Origin of the sequence: Sedimentibacter sp. MB31-C6, from assembly GCF_035934735.1 — a bacterium.
Classification (GTDB): Bacteria; Bacillota; Clostridia; order Tissierellales; family Sedimentibacteraceae; genus Sedimentibacter.
The window spans coordinates 2,176,038-2,191,174 of record NZ_CP142396.1; the positions used below are offsets into that span (position 1 = coordinate 2,176,038).

Here is a 15,137-nt window from a genome sequence, read left to right on the forward strand (position 1 = left end):
TTGCTATAATAAAATAGAATTTAAAACAAAAAATAATAAAGGTGATTAACAAATGATAAAGCATTTTTTAAAAATATTTATAGCATCACTTATGTTAATTACAATTTTGTTAAGTGTAACTGCATTAGGTTATATTATTTTAATTGATAGAGATATTGTTATTGGAACTATGAAAAATGTAGAATCAAAAGATTTATCAAATAAAGGTTTAGCATTTTCTAGTACTTTCAATTATAATACTCCCCTTGGTAAAATTGCAAAAACTAGCAAGAGACTAAATATATTGTTGGTGGGACTTGAAAACCAAAGAACAGATACTATTATGGTATTAAGTTATGATTCTGAAAGTAATATAGCAGATATTATATCCATCCCTAGAGACACTTATTATCCTAGAGATGTGTATGATAGACCAGACACTAAAAAAATAAACGCGGTTTATTCAGGTGAAGGTATAGAAGGACTCTCGAATTCAATACAAGATATTTTAGGAATTCCCATAGAAAAGTATGTAATTGTTGATTATAATGGTGTAGTAGCATGTGTAGATTTGCTTGGTGGTGTTGAAGTAGAAGTCCCCTTTCATATGAAATATAGCGATCCATATGATGATCCGCCATTACATATTGATATTCCTGAAGGAAGACAATTATTAAATGGAGAACAGTCGTTAAAATTTTTAAGGTTTAGAAAAGGCTATGATAATCAAGATTTAGGGAGAATAGAAGCTCAACAGAGATTTATGAAATCAGCAGTTAAAAAAGCTTTAAGTTTACAACTTCCATCGTTAATAAATGAAGCATATTCATATATTGAAACTAATTTATCTTTAACCGATTATCTTGGACTTGCTGGAAACATTATAGGTTTTTCAACTGAAAATATTAATTTACATATTATGCCTGGAACTGAAACGCCATTGGAAGGATTATCCTTTTATGTTCCTGATGAAGATGAAATTAAAAAGTTGATTTATTCAATGTATGGTATGAATAATGATTATAATTAAAAATATAATTTTTGATAAATATATATAAAATAATTGAAGTATATGTTATACAATGGTATAATAATTTTTATTTTATTATTGAAAGGCGGATTATTAAATGAATCATTTTATAAAAGTTTTTATAATATCTTTATTATCTTTTTCTTTAGTTATTTTTACAGGACTCTTCACATATGACAAATATTTTGGTAATGAAGGCATAGAAATAGGAGATTCTAATGATAAACAAGGAAATGAAGAAGATGATAATATAGATTATAATTCACCTTTAGAAAAAGCAATGCATGACAGTCACAGAATAAATGTATTATTATTGGGGCTTGAAGGATATAGAACCGATACAATAATGGTAGCAAGTTTTGACAGAAAAACTAAAGATGCAATTATAATATCAATTCCAAGGGATACTTATTATAAAAGAGAAGGATATTCAAAATATTCTGAATTTCAAAAAGTTAATGCAATATTTCAAACAGAAGATACTGTAGAAGATGGATATAAGGCAGTAGCAAAAGCGGTAGAAGAAATGATTGGAATTCCAATAGAAAAATATGTATCAATTGAATATGATGGTGTTAGAGCAGCTGTAACTGCTATAGGTGGAGTTGAAGTTGATGTTCCTTTTCATATGAAATATTCTGACCCTTACGATACACCACCACTTTATATTGATATTCCAGCAGGAAAGCAAATTATATATGGTGATAAGGCAATGGAATTTCTAAGATTTAGAAAATCTAATCATGAAGGATATTATGGATATAAAAACGGTGATTTAGGAAGGATCGAAGTTCAACAGCAGTTTGTTAAATCTGCAATAAATAAATCTTTAAGCCTTAAACTTCCAAGTGTTATAAGTGCAGTTTATCCTCATGTGAAAACAAATTTCACATTGACAGAACTCCTTGGATTAGGAAAAGACGCTATAGGATTTTCAATTGAAAATTTAGAGACAACAACTATTCCTGGTATAGATAGAAATATGGGAGGATTATCTTTTTATGTTGTTGATGGAGAAGAAGTAATAAAACTGGTATATGATTTATATGATGTGCCTTTATCAGCAGAAACAGACAGTGAAGAATTAGCAAATAATATTGAATAACTCAATCTAATTGTACCCCCACTTGAAAAAGTGGGGGTCTTAAAAATTATTTCATGTATTCTGTTATGTATCCTACTTGTTATTCTAATTACGGTCATTTTTCCGCACCAGATGAATTTCGCGCTAAGGATAAATACTTTAGTAGGAGGAAAAGCAGAAGGAGAATTAATTGGAGGTTAAAGGTGAAGCAACTTTTAAGAGATACATATGTAGAAATAAATCTAGACAATATAGGTTATAATGTGAGCAAAATAAAAGAATTTGTTGGAAAAGATGTTGCAATAACTGCAGTTGTAAAGGCTAATGGATATGGTCATGGAGCTGTTAATATAGCACCCACAATAATGGAAAATGGAGCGGATTATCTTGCTGTTGCTACACTTACAGAAGCATTGGAGTTAAGAAAACATTATAAGAATTACAATATACTAATAATGGGTTATACTCCAGATGAATATTTAAACTATGTAGTTGAAAGTAATATTACTCAAACTATTTTTTCTTTTAATCAAGCAGAAATATTAAATGAATTAGGTGTAAAAAATAATAAAAATTCAGTTGTTCATATAAAATATGATACTGGATTCAATCGTCTTGGATTCAAAAATAATCAAGATAGTATAGCAGAAATAGTAAAAATGAAAAAACTTAAAAATATTACTTTAGAAGGTATATTTTCACACTTTGCTTTAACTAGCAAAAATGATGATGACATACAATATAATAAATTTATGAATGCAATTAGACAATTAGAGGATAAGGGCATGAAATTTAAATATAAGCATATTTGTGACAGTATATCTGGTGTAGATTATCCAGAATACAGGTTAAATATGATAAGGCCAGGATCTTTAATTTATGGCTTGAAATCATTCGAAGATGATACTATAGTACTAAAACAGGCAATGACTTTTAAATCTAAGATATATCATATAAAAACACTTGAAGAAGGAGAAGGTGTAAGTTATAGTTATTCTTGGAAGGCAAATAGAAAGAGTATAATAGGTACGCTTCCCTTTGGATATGCAGATGGATATCTTCGTAGTATGAGAGATAAAGGTATTGTAACAATTCATGGTAAAAAGGCACCAATTATCGGAGTAATTTGTATGGATCAGTGTATGGTAGATTTAACTGATATCCCTGAAGCTCAAATTGGTGATGAAGTTATAATATATGGAGATAAAACAAATAACACAATAGATATTGAAGAAATGTCAAAATTAGCAGGAACTAATAAGAATGACATAGTATGTAGAATTACTATGAGAACACCAAGAGTATACATAAAAGATGGAAAAGTTGTAGATATTGTAAATTATTTACTTTAGGGGGAGTAATATGGATGTAAAAATGCGAGTTAATGATATATTTGATGAATTAGTAAAAATAAGAAGAGACTTTCATAAAAATCCAGAATTAGGGCAAAAGGAATTTAGAACACAATCAAAAATTCAAGAATATTTAAATGACTGGGGAATAGAAAATTATGTATGTGCTGATACTGGAGTTGTTGGAATAATCAGAGGTAAACAAAAAGGTATTACTGTAGGGTTGAGAGCAGATATTGATGCTCTTCCAATAAATGAAAAGAATAATCAATCATACTGTTCTATTAATCATGGGGTTATGCATGCTTGTGGTCACGATGCTCATGCTACAATTCTTTTAGGTATAGGTAAAATCATAAAAGAAATGGAAGATTCATTGAAAGGCAATATCAAGCTGTTTTTCCAACCTGCTGAAGAAAGTGTAGGTGGAGGAGAACGAATGGTACAAGCTGGTTGTATGTTGAATCCAAAAGTTGATTATGTATTAGGGTTGCATGTTATGCCTTATATTGATGTTGGCAAGGTTGAACTTAAATATGGAAAACTCAATGCATCTACAGATTCTGTTAGCATTAAATTAAAAGGTAAATCTGCTCATGGAGCATATCCTGACTTGGGAACTGATGCAATAATTATAGCAGGACATGTTATTACTTCACTTCAAACAATTGTAAGTAGAAATATTTCTCCATTAAACTCAGTTGTACTTTCTTTGGGGAAAATTACAGGAGGAATAAAAAGTAATGTAATAGCTGACGAAGTTATGATTAATGGTACATTAAGAGCATTGGACAATGAAACTAGAAGTTATGTAAAAGAAAGAATATCAGATATTGTAGTAAATACAGCTAAATCCTTTGGAGGAGTGGGAACAGTAGAATTTTATGATGGCTATGAAGCTTTAATAAATAATGATGAAGTTGTTGACGTTATAAAGGAAAATGCTGAAAAATTTTTAGGAAGTGAAAATATAGTTTATAAGGAGTATCCAAGCTTAGGAGCTGAGGATTTCTCATACTTCTCAGATATAGCGAAAGGTGCATTTTTTCATTTAGGTTGTGGAAATGCAAAAAAAGGTATTACAGCCCCTATTCACACAAATAATTTTGATATTGACGAAGAATGTTTAAAGGTAGGAGTTTTCTTACAAGTTCAAAATATTTTATCATTGTTGAAGTAAAAGCTAGGACAATCTCCTAGCAATAATTAAGATAATATATGGAGGGAAAAATGAAAGTATTTATTAGTGTAGATATCGAAGGTGTTACAGGAGTTACTTCATGGAGTGAAACTACTTTAGGAAATCACGATTACAAACAATTTGCAGAACAAATGACAAAGGAAACAATTGCTGCTTGCGAAGGAGCAATTGCTATGGGTGCAAAGGAAGTTTTTGTTAAAGATGCTCACGATTCAGCAAGAAACATAGATATTACAAAGTTACCTAGATGTGTAAAATTAAGTAGAGGGTGGACAAACTGTCCAGAATCAATGGTTGCAGGAATAGATGATACCTTTGATGCAGCAATATTCATCGGATATCACTCAGGTGCTGGGTTTGACGGTAGTCCCTTATCCCATACTATGAACACAAATAACAACTATATGAAAATTAACGGTGAACTAGCTTCGGAATTTACTATTAATTCATATATTGCGGCAAGCTATGGTGTACCTGTGGTATTTTTAAGTGGAGATAAAATGCTTTGTGAAAAAGCAAAAGAATTTAATAAGGGGATAGAAACAGTAGCAGTAAAAGAAGGAATAGGTGGTGCAACTATAAGTATTAATCCAGATTACGCATGTGATTTAATTAAAGAAAAAGTAAAAGCTGGGTTGAAACATATAACTTCATGTAAAATCCAAATACCAGAAAAATTTAATGTTGAAATATGTTATAAAGAACATAAAGAAGCAAAAAGAGCATCGTATTATCCGGGAGTGACTCAAATAAATTCAAGTACAGTTTCATATAGTGCAAAAGATGTAATGCAACTTGCAACAACAAGGATGTTTATTTCGTAGGGACGCATAGCATGCGTCCCGCGTACTGCCAACAAAATGACAATCACACAACGTAGGGTATGCATTGCATGCATACCGGGGGTGCTACATTATATTATGTCAATAAATTAACATAATAATAGTTGATTGTCGACAATATTCGTGTTATAATTAATCAAAATAGTAATATAATGGTTGTACATAATATTGAAAAGCGGGGAAAATTTTATTTATGGAGAATGTAAAAAATAGATATAATCGTGAAAATCTAAGCAGTATAGTTGCTAATTATATAAAAGAATCAATCTTATCTGGCGTTTATAAAGAAGGAGATCATATTTTAGAATCTGAAGTTGCATTTAAGTTAGGTATAAGTAGAGCACCAGTTAGAGAAGCAATTAAAGAACTTGAAAAAGAAGGTATAGTAACTTTAATACCGAGAAAAGGTACATATGTTACGAAGTTCACTATAGAGGATATTAAAGAGATTTTTGATATAAGACTTTTACTTGAAAACGATATTATAAATATCCTTATAAAAGAAGATAAACTGAATGATAGAGATTTTAAACACTTAGAATATTTGGTAAAAGATATGGTCAATGTTAGAAATTCTAATAAAAGTGATAAAAATAAAGCTATCTTAATCAATGTAAAAGATACTGAATTTCATAAGTATTTATGGCAGAAGTCAGGCAGTAAAAGAAGAGTAAAAATACTTGAAGATATATTTTTCCAATTAAGGATTGCAATGCTTTTTGATACTAATGAAACTGGAAATTTATTATTGACTGCCACAGATCATTATGACATCATTGATAACTTAAGAAATAAAGATATAGAAATGAGTAAGCAATCACTAAGGAACCACATTTTTTCTTATAAAGAAGGTAGATTCTAATCAATTGTAAATAATTATTAAGTTGTTATTTTCTTCAAGCATTGTCGACAGATGACAATATACTTGATTAAATTATAATAATTTTGAGGAGGTTTTAAATTGAACAAAACATTGTATTTTCAAGTTGATGAGTACAAGTCAAGGCTTAATCGCACAAAGCATAAGATGGTAAATGACGGTATTGAAGTTTTAATTGTAACAGATCCCGCAAACATGAATTATATTTCTGGATTTGATGGATGGTCATTCTATGTTCATCAATGCTTAATTATTATGGCAGATCAGGATGAACCAATTTGGGTTGGAAGGGGACAAGATGCTAATGCAGCTAGACTTACTTCGTGGATTAATGAAGAGAATATAAGACCTTATACTGATGACTATGTTCAATCATTAATTAAGCATCCTATGGATTTTGTATCTGACATAATCAAAGAAAAAGGCTACGAAAATAAAAAAATAGCAACTGAAATGGATACTTATTATTATACTGCAAAATGTCAAGAAAGACTTGAATTACATCTGCCAAATGCTAAGTTTTCAGATGGTACAAACTTAGTCAATTGGGTGAAAATAGTTAAGTCTGATGCAGAAATTGAATATATCAGAAAAGCTTCAAAAATTGCAGAAAAAGCTATGGAAACTGCCTATGATTCAATTGATGTTGGAATAAGACAAAATGATGCAGCAGCAAAGGTATATCATGCTCAAATTTCAGGGACCGAATCTTATGGTGGGGATTATTCATCAATTATTCCATTAATGCCAAGTGGTATTAGGACATCTACTCCTCATTTAAGTTGGACAGACGAGTCTTATAGAGACGGGGATACCGTTATCCTTGAACTCTCAGGCTGCTATAGGAGATATCATTGTCCGCTTTCTAGAACTTTAATATTAGGTGATGCTCCGCAAAAGGTTAAAGATTTAGCATCTGTAGTTGTTGAAGGATTAACAAATGCATTGAATTCTATCAAACCTGGAATTACTTGTGAAGAGGTAGAAAGAGTATGGGCTAACAGTATAGCAAAAAGTGGATTTATTAAGGATTCACGTATAGGGTATGCAATGGGTTTAAATTATCCTCCTGATTGGGGTGAACATACAGCAAGCTTTAGACCTGGTGATAAAACTATATTACAGCCAAATATGACATTTCATATGATTCCTGGAATATGGCTTGATGATTGTGGTGTGGATATAAGTGAATCCTTTAGAGTTACTGAAACTGGCATTGAATTATTTACAAATTATCCAAGAAAGCTATTAATTAAATAAATGTAAGGTTATACGTTGAAGGGCGTTTAGTCCTTCAACAAAAATTAATAAGAAAGAGGCAAATTTATGAACAAAGTTATGAACGTTGTAACTAAAGTTGAAGAATTCATCTTGAGCTATTCAGTTATAGGGATGGCAGCATTACTTATAATAAGCGTTATTATGAGAACCATTTTCAACAGTAGTTTAACTTTTTCTGAGGAGGTAGGCCAAGCTTTGCTGGTTCTTATATCTTTTTTTGGACTTGAATATTGTGCAAGAAAAGGAAGAAATATTTCAATGTCAATAGTTTTTGATAAAGTCAATAATAAGAAGAAAAAGGTGTTTATTATCATCATTTCTATTGTTTCAGCTGTAGCTATGATCTATATTACTTATTTAGCATTTGGATATGTTATGTCTGTTAAAGGCTTAGGTAGAGTTACACCTGCTCTACAGATGCCAATGTACATAATATATACTACTGTACCAGTAGGATTCTTACTTGTATCTATAGAATATATCAGAACTTTTATATTAAACATTATGAATAAGGATGAACTATACATAACAAGTGAGATACATATATCTATAGAAGAAGAAATACTTACTGATTTAAATAGCTTTATTGACGCTGCTGTAGATGAAAATAAGGAGGCGTTATAATTATGTTATGGATGCTTATGGGCATAATGTTCCTATTATTTGTATTGAATTTTCCGATGTATATTTCAATGATTGTTGCACCGTTAGCAGTTATAATATGTTATTTTCCAAATCTTGGACCGCAATTAGCCACTCAACAATTAATAGCTGGAGTTTCAACTCAAGTTCTTTTAGCAGTTCCTATGTTTATTTTTGCAGCAGATATAATGAGTGCAGGAGAAACATCTAATAGACTATTAGACATTGTAGATGCTTTTGTTGGACATATTCATGGAGGTATGGCAATTACTACAGCAGCTGCATGTACATTATTTGGAGCAATTTCTGGTTCAACACAAGCTACTGTTGTTGCAATAGGTAAACCAATGAGAAACAGATTAGTTTCTTCTGGTTATGAAGATGAAGATACTACTGCTCTAATAATTAGCTCTTCAATTATAGCACTATTAATTCCTCCAAGTATTTCAATGATTATGTACTGTGTGGTTACAGGTGCATCTGTAGGGGATTTGTTTAAGGCAGGGGTGTTGCCGGGTGTAATAATTTTAATGTTTTTCTCTATTTATAACTATATTAATGCTAAACGAAAAAAAATAGCAAGAAGAAAGAAATTTAACGCTAGTGAACGATTAGCAGCATTTAAAAAATCAATTGGCGCATTAGGATTTCCTTTAATTATATTCGCAGGTATTTATTCTGGAATGTTTAGTCCTACTGAAGCAGCTGCAATAGGGGTATTATATGCAACTATATTAGAAGTTTTTATTTATAAGTCAATAAAATTTAAAGATTTCAAAAATATTGCTCTTTCTACTGCCGTAGTAACAACAGCAGTATTTATATTAGTAGCAGCAGGATGTTTATTTTCATGGGCTATATCATACGCCAGGATACCACAGATTATTACTGAATCAATATTAGGTCCAAATCCTACAGCATTAATGGTCTTAATAACTGTATCAATAGCATTTTTTATTGCAGGTATGTTTGTAGATTCTATTGTTGCAATAGTAATATTGACACCTATATTTTTCCCACTGGCTATTCAAGCAGGAATTCATCCAATTCAAATGGGAATTATTGTAACGCTACAAGCAGCAATTGCTTCTATAAGTCCTCCATTTGGATGTAATATTTTTACTGCTAGTGCAATATGGGATGTTCCTTTTATAAAGGTAGTTAGAAGACTTCCAGCATACTTAATTATGCTTATAGTTATATCTATATTAATTATAGCATTCCCTGAAATATCTCTAATATCTGTTAAATAATATGAGGAATATTATTAAACTCAAGGAGAGTATATTATGAAGTATTTAAAAAAGGAAATAAAAGAATTAGAAGGTGAATTAATAAATTTACGTAGAGACTTTCATATGTATCCTGAATTAGGATATGAAGAATATAGAACTTCTAAAATTGTATATGATTATTTGAAAAATCTTGGCTTGGAAGTGAAAAACGTAGCAAAAACTGGAGTAGTTGGGTTGCTACAAGGAAGGGAACCAGGTAAGACTGTAATGCTTAGAGCGGATATGGATGCATTGCCACAAATGGAAAAGACAGGGCTTCCTTATAAATCTACTAATAAAGGTGTTATGCATGCTTGTGGGCATGATGGTCATACTGCTATGTTAATGATAGCAGCGAAAATATTATCTAATTATAAAGATAATATTAAAGGAAATATAAAGTTTGTATTTCAACCTAACGAAGAAGAGGCGGGAGCACTGGATATGATAAATGAGGGTATGTTAGATAATCCAAAAGTTGATGGTGCACTTGGAATACATTTATGGACACCACTAAAGAGTGGTGAGATAGGAATTGCAGAAGGACCGATAATGGCTGCTTTAGAGGAGTTTGAGCTTACTATAACAGGTAAATCAGGTCATACAGGTTCACCACATACAGCCATTGACCCAATTTTAGCATCAACTAATATAATACAAAGTTTGCAATCAATCCAAACAAGAGAAATTAACCCTTTATTCCCTATAACCATAATGGTAGGAAAGATAAATGGCGGAACTGGTAGAAATATAATTGCTGAAAAGGTTGAGTTAGGTGGTACCATTAGATTTTTATTTAAAGATGAAGTAAGAGAAAAGAAAATTTTATTAGAAAAAATTGAAAGGGTTATTAAGGGAATATCTGAAGCTATGGGTGTTGAATATAATTTAAAATTCATCCCTAGCAATCCATCATTGCTTAATAATGCAAATATGGTTAATTACGTGAAAAAGGCTGCATTTGAAACTTATGGTGTAGACAACAACGTTGTTGAATATAGAAACATGGCAGGGGAAGATTTTGCTGAGTTTTCGCAAAGAGTTCCCAGTATATTGTACTTTATTGGTAATGGTAATGATGAAAAAGGAACTAATTATCCTCATCATCATCCAATGTTTAATATTGACGAAGATACTCTTAAATATGGAGTAGAAATGCATGTAAGAACAGCTTTAGATTTTCTAAATAATAAAAATTAAGGAGGAAATGTAATGAAGAAATTATTTTTAAGTTCAATATCTATATTACTAATCACAATATTGTTAGTAGGTTGCGGAGAAAACACTACTTCACCAACTGCAGGTGGGGACCAAGAGACATATAATTGGAGATTTGCGCATGAAGAAAACAATGGAAGTATTCAAGATGTTTATGTAAAAAAATTTGTCGAAGTTCTTGAAGAAAAATCAGGTGGTAAAATTAATATAGATATTTACCCTGTAGGACAAATTGGTGATGCTACTCAACAAGCTGAATTATTACAAAACGGCGGATTAGAATTTGCTATGGTATCCCCGGGAAATACTGGTACAATAGTTCCAGAAAATCAACTATTCTCTTTGCACTTTTTATTTTCAGAAAATATGGACGTAAACAGAGAAGTGTTTAAAACAAGTAAAGCATTAAATGAAATATTATCAGATAAATATTTAGAGAAAAATATTCAAGTTTTATCATATTGGACTGAAGGACCGATGGAATGGACTACAAAGAATCCAGTTAATACTCCTGAAAAATGGAAAGGAGTTAAAATGAGAACAATGCCTTCTCCTATGATAGTAGCTTCATACGAAGCTTATGGAGCTAATCCCACACCAGTTCCTTATATGGAAGTATATAGTGGACTTCAATTAAATATGATCGAAGGTCAAGAAAACCCAATCTCTGCAATACAAGAAATGAAGTTCTACGAAGTACAAGATTATTTAACATTAGGGTCATCAAGCTTATATGTTACATGTACATGCGTGAATCCAGAATTTTTTAATGGATTACCAGAAGATATTCAACAAATGATTTTAGATACAGCAGATGAATTAGTAGATTTTTCATTTGAAGCTCAAGCTGATCTTAATGGTGGAGCTTTAGATTTAATTAAAGCAGACAGTGATATTGAAGTAGTTGAATTAACAAAAGAAGAAAGAGCGGCATTCAAAGAAGCTTCTAAATCAGCGTATGATAAATATATTGAAATGGTAGGTGCTGATGGAGAAAAAATATTAAACACTCTTTTAGAAGAAATAGCAGCCGTTGAAGGAAAATAAATATTTATTATAAAAAGTTAAGGGGAAGATAATTCCCCTAAAATTTTAGCATATAAGGAGGGTGTAATATGTATAATCAATTTCCTGATGCAAAAGTGTTAGAGGTAGATTTATTTTCACATAATGTTAAATTAAAAACACTTCCTGGAGAAATTTATAGACATTATCCTGGTGGCTCAGCCTTAGGACTTTATCTGGCAATCCAAAGTATAAAGACTGGAATCGATCCTTTATCTCATGAAAATGTTCTTGTGTTTTCTGTATCAGCATTGACCGGACTCCCAATAAGTGGAATAAGCAGACTAAATGTTACCGCCAAAAGTCCCCTTACCGGCACTATGGGTGATAGTCAAGCAGGAGGATATTTTCCAGCATATTTAAAAGGGAATGGTTATGATGCTATTGTAATAAAAGGAAAAGCAGAAAAACCTGTTTATTTATATATTGATGGAGATAAGGTAGAATTAAAGGATGCTCATAATATATGGGGTAAAGTAACAGGTGAATCAGAAAAAATTATTAAAGCAGAATTAGAAAGAGAAGATGTCGAAATAGCTCAAATTGGTCAAGGTGGAGAAAATTTAGTTAAGTTTGCATGTATAATCAATATGTGCAATAGAGCTAATGGTAGAAATGGTATGGGAGCTGTAATGGGATCGAAAAACCTTAAAGCAGTTGTAGTATCTAAAAGAAAAGCATTAAAACCATATGACAATGAAAAATTTGCTGAATTATCAAAAAGTGTAAGAACTCGATTGAAAGAAAACGAAGCTGTATCAGGATTAGGTAAATATGGGACTGATGGAGATTTGGAAGGCTTCAGCGAGGCAGGTTTTTTACCAACAAATAATTGGACTTCAGGCTATTTCCCTGAAGGAGCTAATAAAATAACAGGTACTACAATGTTTGATACCATTTTAAAAGAAAGAGATACTTGCTTTTCTTGTGCTGTTAGATGTAAAAGAGTTGTAGAAGTAGATGGTATGGTAGACCCTCTATATGGTGGACCAGAATATGAGACGGTCGCATCATTTGGATCATATTGTGGTGTAACTAATTTAGAATATATATCATTAGCTAATCAGCTTTGTAATATGTATGGATTAGATACAATTTCTTGTGGAGCTACTATAGCATTTGCTATGGAATGTTATGAAAAGAAGTTAATTAATAATGAAGAAACTGAAGGAATAAAGCTTAATTTTGGAAACGCTGAAGCGCTTCCTTTGTTAATAGAAAAAATAGCTAAAAAAGAAGGTATTGGTAAATTATTAGCTGAAGGAAGTTATAGGGCAGCCAAACAGTTAGGAACTGAAGCTATAAACCTATGCGTAACGGTAAAAGGACAGGAGTTGCCAGCTCATATGCCACAATATAAACCAGCAGTAGGTCTTGTATATGCAGTAAACCCATTTGGAGCTGATCATCAATCTAGTGAGCATGATCCATTTTTATTACTGTCATCTGATAGTAGAGAAAGAAAAAGATTAGCTAAGATAGGGATACATAAAGGCTATGATGATACGACTATAATGGATGATGAAAAAGTTAGATTTGCTTTTGAAAGTCAGAAATATTTTTCAGTTTTAGATACATTATGTTTATGTCAATTTGTATGGGGACCATCTTGGGAACTATACGGACCAGATGATTTAGTTGGACTTTGTAAATATGGAATAGGATGGGATACTTCAATATATGAATTGATGCAAATAGGGGAAAGGCGTATTAATATGATGAGATATTTTAACGCTAAGGAAGGATTTACCAAAGAAGAAGATAAAATGCCAGAAAGGATGTTTGAACCGTTAAAAGAGGGGCCAACTGATGGCATTATATTAAATAGAGAGGACCACGAAAAGTCTAAAGAATTTTATTATGAAATTGCAGGATGGGATAAGGAAACAGGAAATCCTACAGAATCAACAATGAGAAAATTATCTTTGCATTGGGAATTAAATGGAAACTAAAAATAAGCAAAGATGTAGACGTTAATTGAATAAATTAAAGGAGATTAGTATGTTGAAATCGACAAGAGATATAGATAATTTGCTTAAAAAACATGAAAATTATAGGGAAAGCTGCTTGAACCTTATTGCTTCAGAAAATTATGCAAGTAATAAAGTTAGAAGTTATTTAAGTTGCGATTTTGGAAATAGATATGGTTGTTATGTTACTGAAAACCCACAGGAAAGAGAATACACAGGTAATAAATATATATATGAATTTGAAATGGCTACTCAAGAGTTAGTTAAAGATATTTTTAAAGCAAAATATGCAGATTTAAGACCAATAAGTGGACATATGGCAGGAATGTCTGTAGTACTTGCACTGTTAGAACCTGGTGATTTAGTTATAGAGGTACATTTAAAAGACTGGGGTCATGGTTTAGTAGGTCCTATGTGTCAAATTAGACAATTTAATGAGACTATTGATGTTAAATACATGGACTTTAATGAAGATAGAGCAGTTGATATAGAAAAATTAAAAGTACAAGTAAAAGAACTAAAACCAAAGTTAGTTATAATGGGTGGTTCAGGTACTATTTTTGCAGAACCTGTAAAGGAAGTAAGAGAATTAGCAGATGAGTATGGATTTTTAATCGCTTATGATGCTTCACATGTTACTGGATTAATTGCATCAGGGGTCTTTCCTAATCCTCTTAATGAGGGAGCACATATAATGTTTGGTAGTACTCACAAGTCATTCCCTGGTCCTCAAGGAGGTTTTGTTGTTTCGAATAATGAAGAGCTAATTTTTAATGTTGGAAATACTATATCTCCATCATTAGTTACAAGCCATCATTTAAATAGACTTCCTGCTTTAGCTACATCAATATTAGAGATGAAGAAATTTGGAAATGATTATGGAAAACAAATTGTTAAAAATTCAAAAGCTTTAGCAGTGTCATTAGAAAAGTACGGATTTAATGTTCTAGGTAAAAATAGGGGATTTACTGATACTCATCTTTTACTTATTGATTTAGGAGATATAATAGACATTGCACCTGCACAATATTTAGAAAAGGCTGGAATATTATGTTCAGATGACTTTTCAGGAAACAGTACTGAAGTACGCATTGGTACACCTGAAGTAACTAGAAGAGGCATGAAAGAAAAAGACATGGAGACAATTGCATTATTTTTCAAAAGAATTTTGCTAGATAAAGAACCAGCTGAATTAGTATCAAAAGATGTAGAGCAATTCAACAGACAGTTTTTAGGAACAGAATATTCCTTTTAATTAAAACGTAGTTGTCCATTGTAGGGTATGCATGCATGACATAATCATTAACAACAATTTAAAA

At 31.3% G+C, this 15,137-nt stretch carries 13 protein-coding genes; all 13 read left to right on the plus strand.

All coding sequences use genetic code 11. The features are described 5' to 3' along the window. Positions 1–52 precede the first annotated feature (52 nt). The 13 genes from U8307_RS10315 (at position 53) to glyA (ending at position 15,073) form a co-directional block, all read left to right on the plus strand. Entirely contained in the window at positions 53–1,009 is a 957-nt protein-coding gene (locus tag U8307_RS10315) for an LCP family protein (RefSeq protein WP_326907608.1), read from the plus strand. A gap of 97 nt (positions 1,010–1,106) precedes the next feature. After that, complete coding sequence (locus U8307_RS10320) at positions 1,107–2,114, plus strand: LCP family protein (RefSeq protein WP_326907609.1); 1,008 nt, start codon at positions 1,107–1,109, stop codon at positions 2,112–2,114. A 182-nt stretch (positions 2,115–2,296) separates the two neighbouring features. Next, a complete protein-coding gene (gene alr / locus U8307_RS10325; protein ID WP_326907610.1) occupies positions 2,297–3,445 on the plus strand; it encodes an alanine racemase in 1,149 nt (382 codons plus the stop codon). A gap of 10 nt (positions 3,446–3,455) precedes the next feature. Beyond that, a complete protein-coding gene (locus U8307_RS10330) occupies positions 3,456–4,625 on the plus strand; it encodes a M20 metallopeptidase family protein (protein WP_326907611.1) in 1,170 nt (389 codons plus the stop codon). Positions 4,626–4,675: 50 nt separating this feature from the next. Beyond that, positions 4,676–5,470 (plus strand): M55 family metallopeptidase, encoded by a 795-nt coding sequence (locus tag U8307_RS10335; protein ID WP_326907613.1) that lies wholly within the window; start codon positions 4,676–4,678, stop codon positions 5,468–5,470. A gap of 211 nt (positions 5,471–5,681) precedes the next feature. Next, a complete protein-coding gene (locus U8307_RS10340) occupies positions 5,682–6,350 on the plus strand; it encodes a GntR family transcriptional regulator (protein ID WP_326907614.1) in 669 nt (222 codons plus the stop codon). Positions 6,351–6,461: 111 nt separating this feature from the next. Continuing rightward, the gene (locus tag U8307_RS10345; protein WP_442985546.1) at positions 6,462–7,628 is read left to right on the plus strand and encodes a M24 family metallopeptidase; all 1,167 of its coding nucleotides are present in this window, start codon (positions 6,462–6,464) and stop codon (positions 7,626–7,628) included. 66 nt (positions 7,629–7,694) lie between these two features. Then, positions 7,695–8,273 carry a TRAP transporter small permease gene (locus tag U8307_RS10350; RefSeq protein WP_326907618.1) on the plus strand — a complete coding sequence of 193 codons (579 nt, stop codon included), beginning with the start codon at positions 7,695–7,697 and terminating at the stop codon, positions 8,271–8,273. Positions 8,274–8,275: 2 nt separating this feature from the next. Further along, positions 8,276–9,544, plus strand: a complete 1,269-nt coding sequence (locus tag U8307_RS10355; protein WP_326907620.1) for a TRAP transporter large permease — start codon at positions 8,276–8,278, stop codon at positions 9,542–9,544. 36 nt (positions 9,545–9,580) lie between these two features. After that, a complete protein-coding gene (locus U8307_RS10360; protein WP_326907622.1) occupies positions 9,581–10,765 on the plus strand; it encodes a M20 metallopeptidase family protein in 1,185 nt (394 codons plus the stop codon). A gap of 12 nt (positions 10,766–10,777) precedes the next feature. Then, positions 10,778–11,830 carry a TRAP transporter substrate-binding protein gene (locus tag U8307_RS10365; RefSeq protein ID WP_326907624.1) on the plus strand — a complete coding sequence of 351 codons (1,053 nt, stop codon included), beginning with the start codon at positions 10,778–10,780 and terminating at the stop codon, positions 11,828–11,830. A 68-nt stretch (positions 11,831–11,898) separates the two neighbouring features. Then, positions 11,899–13,800: an aldehyde ferredoxin oxidoreductase family protein gene (locus tag U8307_RS10370; protein ID WP_326907626.1), complete on the plus strand. Its 1,902-nt coding sequence runs from the start codon at positions 11,899–11,901 to the stop codon at positions 13,798–13,800. Between the two features lie 49 nt (positions 13,801–13,849). Then, positions 13,850–15,073 carry a serine hydroxymethyltransferase gene (gene glyA, locus U8307_RS10375; RefSeq protein ID WP_326907628.1) on the plus strand — a complete coding sequence of 408 codons (1,224 nt, stop codon included), beginning with the start codon at positions 13,850–13,852 and terminating at the stop codon, positions 15,071–15,073. The last annotated feature ends 64 nt before the right edge of the window (positions 15,074–15,137 follow it).